The sequence below is a fragment of the Vibrio sp. L85 genome (assembly GCF_963871815.1).
Lineage (GTDB): Bacteria > Pseudomonadota > Gammaproteobacteria > Enterobacterales > Vibrionaceae > Vibrio > Vibrio harveyi.
On the sequence record NZ_CAWMYL010000023.1, the window covers coordinates 1 to 8485 of the forward strand.

An 8485-nucleotide genomic window follows, 5' to 3' on the forward strand; every position below is an offset into this window, starting at 1 on the left:
ATTAACTCGCTCTTTCAAAGGTAAGGAAACTTTGAGTTTCCTTACCTTTAAAAATAGAATGATTGCTCTAATATAATCGATTTAAGTCTATTGATGACCACTGTTTTACGATGTAATATTTCGACACAAAATAAACATTACAATTATTATTTATGGCTGAATTCTTATATTTTGCCTTTTAATTGAGCTTGCAGGCGGAGAGTGATTCCTTTTAAAAGGAACGATTTTCGTCTTATCTATATAAAATAAGTAGGGGAAATTTATGACTGAGAAGTTTGTTCAAACAGTATCTAGTGTTAACTACAATAAAGGTGTTTTTTCTCTTTATTTCGTAGGTCAGGATCAAAAAAATATGGCGAATGGCGTAATGGCTGAAAGCGATAATGATCTTGAACTTAAGCAAGTTGTCCATATGCCTGCCTCTGGTTTTATGTATATGGTATCGATGATTAAGAACATGCTAGAAGATCCAAGAATGGAAGCTGAATTTGACAAGCTTGTTGCAGCCGGTTTTCTACCAGCAGGTGATGCTGCGGTAAATCAGGCGGAAGAATCATCAGCGGAAACTCTCGTGGAAGAGAAAGCCGCTCCGAAAAAACGCACTTCCCAAGCAAAAAAATAACAGCATATTGGTTGATATAGGGCAGATGTCTATTACACATCAACCAGCAAATCTCACATTAGCGCAAATGCAACAGATGATAGGTGGTGTCATGCTGCTCAGCCAGCATTCGCCCCTTCATCGTCGCTACGTAGTTGCAGAATGGCAGCAGCGTATTCTGCCTGCTTTTGAGCTAAACCAGTTTTGCTACTACGAAGATGAGCACGGACGCCCAATTGCATTTTGTAATTGGGCGTTTGTCTCTGAGCAGATCCGAGATGAGCTGTTATCTGGAGTGCGTGAAATATCTCTATCCGACTGGCGTTCAGGCCAGCATATCTACATTCCAGAGATGATTGCTCCATTCGGGCATGGCAGAGAGGTCGTTAACGATCTTCGTCGCCGTGTATTTTTACCGTGGAAAGGGCAGAAGGTCTGCACTGTTCGCGGCAAAGTGGATGCTCAAAATGACCGCTGTATCAGAAAGATACAGTGGTTTTCTATTTAACTCCTAAAGAAGAGTTTGGCTTATGGGAAAACCATTTTGGAGAAGTGTTGAATACTTCTTCACAGGGAACTATTCCGCCGACGATGGAAACAACAGTATTGTTGCTATCGGTTTTGGTGGAAAAATCCATGCCTACGGTGGTGATGATTATGTCACTGTCGGATCGATTGGTGCAACGGTTTATACCGGCAGCGGCAATGATACGGTCGTAGGCGGTTCGGCATATCTAAGAGTGGAAGACACCACTGGGCACCTTTCTGTAAAAGGCGCAGCTGGGTATGCAGACATTAATAAAAGTGGCGATGGCAATGTGTCATTCGCTGGTGCTGCTGGCGGTGTGTCGATTGACCACTTAGGTAATCATGGTGATGTCAGTTACGGCGGTGCCGCGGCTTATAATGGCATTATCCGCAAAGGTTTGAGCGGCAACATCACCTTTATGGGCGCTGGCGGTTACAATGCCCTTTGGCATGAAACTAACCAAGGTAACCTTTTTTTCGCTGGTGTAGGAGGGGGCAATAAACTAGACCGTACTTGGTTCAACCGTTATCAAGGCTCGCGCGGTGATGTGACATTTTATGGCGCTGGCGCGGCAAACAGCATCAGTTCACGTGTTGAAACCGGCAACATTACTTTCCGCGGGGCTGGTGCTGACAACCATTTGGTCCGTAAAGGCAAAGTGGGCGATATTACCTTGCAAGGTGCGGGCGCATCAAACCGCATTGAGCGTACACGCCAAGCGGAAGATGTTTACGCACAAACACACGGTAACATTCGCTTTGAAGGTGTCGGTGGTTACAACAGCCTTTACTCCGATGTGGCACATGGTGACATCCATTTCTCCGGTGGCGGTGCTTATAACACCATTACACGAAAAGGCAGTGGTGGTAGCTTCGATGCTCAAGGTATGGAATACGCGAAAGCGGAAGACATTGTTCTCACCGAGGCGCAGATGCATGGTTTATCGATTGATAACGGCAACAAGTTCCATGCGGTTACCGCTGTAAAATCAGAGCGAGAGCCAAATACTTATCTGTTTGCTATCGCAGATGGTACTTACACCAAAATCAACAAAGTTCGTCTCTATAACGATCCAGAAACGAGCAAACTCAAATACTACTCTGAAGCTTGGTTCAAGCGCGATAATCATTTAGCGGAGCTTGCTCGTTCTGATGTCTCTTCTGCTGGTGGTTTTGAAGTTAATCCAATCAATGGTGGTTACACCCTTTCTAATATTGCCGTTGAGCATCAGCAATCGGTAACCGTTCATGCTGTCGAGAAAGACCTGACCGAATATGAGTGGGTGACCTACGCCAATGGCACACTGATTGATGCGAAAGATGTGGCATTGTCAGAGGCGAAAATGGGCGGTCACGCCATCTCGACCGATGGGACGACAGTCGATGTTCAAGCGGTGAAATCAAACCGAAAACCAAATACTTATGTTTACGCAAAAGTGCTTGGGCCTTACACAAAAATAGTGGTAGTTGAACTTGCTAATGATCCCAAAACAGGGGGGCTTAAGTATCAAGCTCGCTCTTGGTACAAAGAGGGTAATCACACCGCAAACCTAGCCAATGAAGATATTTCGTCTGCAAACGGATATCACTCGGTAGGCAAAGGCGGCTACTCACTCAGCGATCTGCATTACAGTGTGAACGCGGTAAGAAGCACCAGCGAAACCGTGGCCGACATCAACGAGTACACCGATCAAACCTTGTTTAAGCCAGCGACCGATAGCGGTGAAAGCTCTGGTGATGTGCGCTTCAATGGTGCGGGTGGTGGTAACGTCATCAAGTCCAATGTGACTCGCGGCAATGTCTACTTTAATGGTGGCGGTATCGCTAACGTCATCCTCCACAGTTCGCAATTTGGTCATACCGAGTTCAATGGTGGTGGCGCGGCAAACGTGATTGTCAAAAGTGGCGAAGAAGGGGATCTCACCTTCCGCGGCGCGGGTTTGGCGAACGTGTTGGTACACCAAAGCAAGCAAGGCAAGATGGATGTTTACGCGGGCGGTGCGGTAAACGTACTGGTTCGTATTGGCGATGGTCAATACCTCGCGCATTTGCTGGCTTACGGTAACATTTCCGTGCACAAAGGCAATGGCAACAGCCGTGTCGTTATGCTCGGTGGTTACAACACCCATACCCAAATTGGCTCCGGCAACGGCTTGTGGTTGGCGGCGGGCGGCTTCAACGTGATGACGCAAGTGGGTAAAGGTGATGTGGCATCGGTACTGGCTGGCGGCGCAAACGTGCTCACCAAAGTGGGTGACGGCGATCTAACCGCAGGTATGTTGGGTGGCGCAAACGTGATTACCCACATCAGCGGCGACAACGAAACCTCGAACACCACAGCGGTAGCCTTAGGCGGTGCCAACATTCTCACCAAAAAAGGCAAAGGGAATACCCTAGCGGTGATGGGCGGTGGCGCAAACGTGCTGACGCATGTGGGTGATGGTACAACAACTGGCGTAATGGTCGGTGGCGCGAACATTCTCACCAAAGTGGGTAACGGCGACACGACCGGCATAATGCTTGGTGTTGGCAACGTGCTAACGCATGTTGGTGATGGCCAAACTCTTGCCGTGATGGGCGCAGCGGGTAACATCTTCACCAAAGTGGGTGATGGAACCGCTATTGCTGTCATGATTGGTGCTGGCAACATCTTTACCCATGTGGGAGAAGGGAATGCTTGGGCGCTGATGGGCGGCTTGGGTAACGTCTTTACCAAAGTAGGCAACGGTGATGCTCTCGCGTTAATGGTGGCAGAAGCCAACATCTTCACTCACATTGGTGATGGCATGTCGGTCGCACTGATGTTAGCCAAAGGCAACGTTGCGACAAAAGTGGGTAACGGAACCACTCTCGCTGCGATGGTTGGTAACGCCAATATCTTTACTCACGTAGGCAGTGGTAGCACGTTTGCTGCAATGATCGGCCAAGCCAACATCATGACCAAAGTGGGCAATGATCTCACTGCGGCTCTGATGGTCGGTAAAGCCAACATCTACACCCATGTCGGTGATGGAACCAGCCTAGGAATATTCGCGGGCGAAGTGAACGTGATGACTAAGGTCGGTAACGGCACAACCTTGGCGGCGATGTTCGGAAAAGCCAACATCATGACGCATGTCGGCGATGGTCTAACGGGCGTGTTAGCACTGGGCGAAGCCAATATTGTCACCAAAGTGGGTGGTGATTTCATGGGTGTTGTGGCGGCAGCAAAAGCTAACGTTGTGACTCATGTTGGTGATGCAACAACCGCAGCTGTGTTGGCTGGTAAAGGCAATATCTTAACCAAAGTGGGCGAAGGCACCACGGTAGGGTTGTTGATTTCCGATATCGGCAACGTAATGACCCACGTCGGAGATGGCACGACCATTGGTATTGCCAAAGGCAAGGCAAACATCATTACCAAAGTCGGTGATGGTTTGGGCGTCAATGCTGCTTGGGGGCAAGCAAACGTGTTTACCCAAGTGGGCGACGGTGATCGCTATAACTTTGCCAAAGGTGAAGCCAACATCATCACTAAAGTGGGTGATGGCCAAGAAGTTTCCGTGGTGCAAGGTAAAGCCAACATCATTACTCATGTGGGCAATGGCGACGACTACACCGGAGCTTGGGGTAAAGCGAACGTTATTACTAAAGTGGGTAATGGCCGTAACGTGGTACTGGCAAAAGGTGAAGCCAGCATCGTGACCCAAGTGGGTGATGGCGACAGCTTTAACGCACTTTGGAGCAAAGGCAACATCGTCACCAAAGTGGGTGATGGTATGCAGGTGACGGCAGCAAAAGGCAAAGCCAATATCACTACCACCGTTGGTGATGGCTTGAGTGTGACAGCCGCCTATGGTGATGCCAACATCAATACCAAAGTCGGTGATGGCGTATCCGTCAACGTCGCTTGGGGCAAATATAACATCAACACGAAAGTGGGTGATGGCCTGAATGTTGCCGTGATGAAAGGCAAAGCTAACGCCAATATTCACGTGGGCGATGGCCTAAGCATTAACGCTTCTTACGCACAAAATAATGTCGCAATCAAAATCGGCAACGGTGATTTCTACAGCTTGGCCGTTGCGTCAAGCAACACCAGCAGCAACAAGCTCTCGGCACTGTTTGATAATATCAAGCAAACCGTACTTGGTGTCGGTGGTAGTCAAGCCATCAACTACTTGGTTCAAGGTGATGAAGCATCGTCATCCGGTACGCAAAAAGGCCGTGGTGCGATTGCAACACCTGAAATCACTAAGTTGGATGGTTTCCAAATGGATGCCGTTGAAGAAGTGGGCTCGGACTTAGGCGATAGTCTAACCGGCAGTGTTACAAAGGTAGATACCCCAGATCTCAACAAGATGCAAAATGCACTCGACGTTGACGGATCTTCTGATCAAACTCAAGCCCCGAATCTCATTGTGAATGGTGATTTTGAGCAAGGTGATCGTGGTTGGAAATCGACACACGGTGTTGAAGCTTCCTATTCGGGCAATGTCTATGGCGTGAACGGCGAAGGTCACGGCGCACGTGTGACGGAACTGGATACCTACACCAACACCAGTCTCTATCAAGATCTGACCGATCTTACGGAAGGTGAAGTCATTGCTGTGAGCTTTGATTTTGCGAAACGTGCAGGTCTATCGAATAACGAAGGCATTGAAGTTCTTTGGAATGGCGAAGTCGTCTTCTCATCGTCTGGTGATGCCTCTGCTTGGCAGCAAAAAACCTTAAAACTGACCGCACATGCTGGCAGTAACCGAATCGAATTCAAAGGCACAGGCCACAATGATGGACTGGGCTATATCCTAGATAACGTCGTGGCGAAATCGGAATCGTCGCAACAAGCCAACGCAGTGAGTGAGCACGCGACACAAAATCAAGCGTCGCAGAATGCCCTATCAGATAAAGATCGCGCAGAAGCGGATCGCCAACGTCTTGAACAAGAAAAGCAGAAACAGCTTGATGCTGTCGCAGGGTCACAAAGTCAGTTGGAGTCGACCGACCAACAAGCGCTAGAAAATAACGGTCAAGCTCAACGTGATGCGGTGAAAGAAGAGTCGGAAGCCGTGACCGCCGAGTTGACAAAACTGGCGCAAGGTCTCGATGTGCTTGATGGCCAAGCAACGCATACTGGCGAGTCAGGCGACCAATGGCGCAATGATTTTGCCGGTGGTCTGTTCGATGGCGTTCAAAGCCAGCTCGACGATGCCAAGCAACTCGCGAATGACAAGATTGCTGCAGCGAAGCAGACGCAGTCTGACAATAACAGCAAAGTCAAAGAATCCGTTGCGAAATCTGAAGAGGGTGTGGCACAAGGTGAGCAAAATCGCGCAGGTGCAGAGCAAGACATTGCCGAAGCTAAAGCCGATGCAGAAACACGCAAAGCCGATGCTGTGGCGAAAAGTAACGATGCGAAACAGGCCGAATCTGACGCACACAGCGCCGCAAACGACGCGCAATCGCGTGGTGATCGCGATGCGATGAGTGCCGAAAACAAAGCCAACCAAGCGCAGAATGATGCCAAAGGGACCAAGCAAAACGAAGGCGATCGCCCTGACCGTGAAGGCGTGGCTGGTAGCGGTCTTTCAGGTAACGCTCATAGCGTGGAAGGCGCCGGCGAAACGGGCAGTCATGTCAACACCGACGGTCCAACCAACGCCGATGGCCGATTCAGTGAAGGTCTGAGCGAACAAGAGCAAGAAGCGCTGGAAGGTGCGACAAACGCAGTGAACCGTCTGCAAATTAACGCAGGTATTCGCGGAAAGAACAGCGGTAACACAATCACCTCAATGTTCACTGAAACAAACTCCGACAGCATTGTGGTACCAACCACTGCGTCTCAGGATGTGGTTCGAAAAGAGATTCGCATTTCTGGGGTGAACTTAGAGGGGTTAAGTGGTGGACAAGGAAATCAAACGACAGACCCACATAGTTCAAAAAGTGTTCCTGGGTTTCAAAGCCATTTTGCTTCGACATCAATTGGTATAGAAAACGAACTATCTGGTCTAGTTGTGGTTCTGCCTAAGAATTCAGCGCAGACGTTTGGGTATGTGCATGATTCACAGGGTAACCCATTGTTCATGTTAACCAAAGATATGAATCAAGGCGGTTACAGCAATCCAGCTGGTATTACGGATATCAATGGACTTAACAACTGGCAGACGCACACAATTGAATTGGTTACGTATCCTAGTGAAACCAGCGATACGACGGCGATTGAAAGCCGTAAAGAAGCCATGCTTTGGTTAGCGAAAGAGTTTACAGGCCATATCAACCAGTCAAACCACCAAAGCTTGCCTCAATTGGTGAGTGATGATGGGCGCTTTACGCTGGTTATATCGAATTCAAAGCATCTCATCGCGGCTGGCAACGGCACTGCAATTGAAGCTCAAGGGCAGACAATCGGGATGACCCCTAGTGGACAACAAGCCACGATGGCCATTAGTGCGAAAGAATTTGGTTCAAGCTCGTCACTGGAAGTCAGGCTTCTAGAATCGGCACCTTGGTATCAGTCGGGACTTAGAGATGAGTTTTTAGTTAACTCTAATGAGCACAAGCTAGATGATCCAGAAGCTGCGCAAAACGTGTATGCCTATCTCACATCGGTGTATTCAAAAACGGCAGATCTGGCCAAAGAGTTCGGTATCTACATCAATGATTGGGATCCTGCATCTGAGGGTTTCTCTCCAAACGCTCAAGGGTTAACCGATCCGAAAGTAAAAAATGCTTGGGAGATTTTACCTAGAACTAAGCCTGTCAAAATGCTGGAGCTTCTAAGTGCAGATGATTCACGATACGTGAGACAACAAATCATTGAGAAGTTGAAAGGTTCACATTCAGAAAGTCTTGCTAAGAATGTATTTGAATACTTCCAGTATGGCGGTGAAGTGGCAGGGCATGGTATCAACAACGCCACAACAGGAAGCGCGCAGCAGCCTGAACCTGCGATCTTGTTTGAGTTCCGAAGTGTGCCAAGCGTTTTAAGTGAATTTGTGCCTAAAACAGAATCCACGGCAAAAGTTGATGTGAAAGCACTCGATCATTTTGACTCTGCAAGTCGTAAAGCCATCATTGTTGAAGTGAATGCTTTGGTTAGTGGTAGTGATGATTTCGATGCTTGGTATCAGGAGTATCGGGCAAGTAAGGGCCAGCCGCCAGTTAAAAACCCTAAATCCAGTGCTTCTGCGAATCACAAAGCCGAATGGTTGATGACGCAGTATGCTGATAAATGGGCGAAAATTACCGCGCCTTATATCGAAAGCAATGAGACGAGCACATCAACACAAACGACGGTAGATTCGGGCGAAGTGCTGAAAGGACTACAGGAAGACTTTAAACGCTATGGCGACGCGCTGAAACCTGATACGAGCGTAC

The 8485-nt window shown here is 48.5% G+C and carries 3 protein-coding genes; all 3 read left to right on the plus strand.

The window, feature by feature from the left end; translation table 11 throughout:
* Positions 1 to 262: 262 nt before the first annotated feature.
* Entirely contained in the window at positions 263 to 622 is a 360-nt protein-coding gene (rtxH, locus tag AACR11_RS06385; RefSeq protein WP_011081432.1) for a protein RtxH, read from the plus strand.
* A 25-nt stretch (positions 623 to 647) separates the two neighbouring features.
* Positions 648 to 1109 (plus strand): RTX toxin-activating lysine-acyltransferase RtxC, encoded by a 462-nt coding sequence (gene rtxC / locus AACR11_RS06390; RefSeq protein WP_017818210.1) that lies wholly within the window; start codon positions 648 to 650, stop codon positions 1107 to 1109.
* A gap of 22 nt (positions 1110 to 1131) precedes the next feature.
* On the plus strand, positions 1132 to 8485 hold a 7354-nt coding region (rtxA, locus tag AACR11_RS06395; protein ID WP_223295721.1), incomplete at its 3' end, for an MARTX multifunctional-autoprocessing repeats-in-toxin holotoxin RtxA.

What these genes read in the sequence shown, in the direction of transcription:
- rtxH (WP_011081432.1), top strand. Translation starts at nt 263, where the DNA reads ATGACTGAGAAGTTTGTTCAAACAGTATCTAGTGTTAACTACAATAAA.
- rtxC (WP_017818210.1), top strand. Translation starts at nt 648, where the DNA reads ATGTCTATTACACATCAACCAGCAAATCTCACATTAGCGCAAATGCAA.